Genomic DNA, 1,770 nt, shown 5'->3' on the forward strand with positions numbered 1-1,770 from the left:
CTCGCTCACAGCCACGCAGATTGATTTGCGTTCCAATGAAGCTCGCTCACTGGCACGCAGATTGATTTGCGTGCCAGTGAAACTCGCTCACTGGCACAATATATTTACTATCATTAGTTTCCACCTTAACTTCACATCCATTCTGAATAGTTGTTGCTATATTGTGAACACTTTTATAAAATTGAACGACAGTTTTAAGTAACAAAATCTAAGTAATGAATAAGGAGTACGAAATAATGGCAAAGAAGATTCAACGTCAAGAGCTTGATAGCACGATGTCCAAACGCTTCGTCTGGGCAATTGCATTTGGATCATCTGTCGGTTGGGGTGCTTTTATCTTACCGGGAGACTGGTTGACACAATCTGGAACACTCGGTGCAACACTTGGTATTATCATCGGTGGTCTACTGATGTTAGTTATCGCCGTTGCATATGGTGCACTTACTCAAAAGTTCCCAGTATCGGGCGGTGAGTTTGCATTCATCTACCAATCATTTGGTAAGTATGCGAGTTTTATTGGTTCATGGTTTTTAGTACTTGGTTACATATGTATTGTCGCACTGAACGCGAGTGCATTTAGTCTTTTATTTAAATTCGTTTTACCAGATTTTCTAGAAGTCGGTTACCTGTATACAATTGCAGGTTGGAATGTTTACATTATGGAAGTCATTTTGTCGACTTTAATTTTACTTGTGTTTGCGTACATTAGCATTAGAGGTTCAGGATTATCAGGGCAATTGCAGTTCTACTTCTGTCTATTCATGGCACTGATTGTCGGAGGATTATTCCTCGCTTCATTCTTTGTTGGAGACTTCTCATTCTCGAACGCTCAACCAGCATTTAACGAAGAGAGTGGTATGTTCACGTCAATTATTTTAATCGTTGCGATTGCACCGTGGATGTATGTTGGATTTGATAACATCCCGCAAGCAGCAGAAGAATTCAAATTCGATGCGAGTCACACATTTAAACTTATCGTATTCGGTATCGTTGCATCAATCCTGACTTACGTTGCGATGATCTTAACGACTTCATGGATTTACGAAGATCAAAACGCAATTGATGGCGCGACTTGGGTTACTGGTTCAGTTGTCTTAGAATCGATGGGAATTGTTGGTATGTTCTTACTCGCGATAGCAATTTCGTTTGGTATCTTTACAGGACTTAACGGATTCTACTTGTCATCGTCAAGATTGACGTTCGCATTAGGACGCGCGAAGTTTATCCCGGATGCATTTGCAAAATTACACCCGACATTCAATACACCATACATCGCAGTAATTTTCGTACTTATTGTTACGCTCGCTGCACCGTGGTTAGGTCGAACAGCATTATCATGGGTCGTTGACATGTCATCAGTCGGCGTATCGATCGCATTCTTTGCGACAAGTATGGTTGCGGTGAAATTCTTCAGCCAGCCACAGAGCAAAAACACAGTATACGTCGTGTTCGGTGTTCTCGGTGCGATAATTTCATTAGTGTTCTTAGCACTGTTATTGATTCCATCATCACCAGCGGCATTATCAACACCATCGTATATTGCGTTAGTCGTGTGGATGGTACTTGGCGTAATTTTCTTCGCCTTCCAGTACAGAACATTAAACAGAATGACGAAACAAGAATTGGACTTCTTAATATTGAAGCAGAAGCCAAGAGTAAAATAATTTTTGCTGATAAAAGACACCCGTTTCTGGGTGTTTTTTTGTTTAAAAAAGTTTTGTTGAGCTTTTCGTAAAGCTGTGAGCTGTCAAGTTTATGAGAGAGTCGATT

1 protein-coding gene is annotated in these 1,770 nt (G+C 40.6%); it reads left to right on the forward strand.

Features of this window, described 5'->3' with window-relative positions:
• Positions 1-236 precede the first annotated feature (236 nt).
• Complete coding sequence (locus tag BMW30_RS00230; RefSeq protein WP_091472585.1) at positions 237-1,664, forward strand: APC family permease; 1,428 nt, start codon at positions 237-239, stop codon at positions 1,662-1,664.
• The last annotated feature ends 106 nt before the right edge of the window (positions 1,665-1,770 follow it).

The organism is Aliicoccus persicus, from assembly GCF_900110815.1.
Lineage (GTDB): Bacteria > Bacillota > Bacilli > Staphylococcales > Salinicoccaceae > Aliicoccus > Aliicoccus persicus.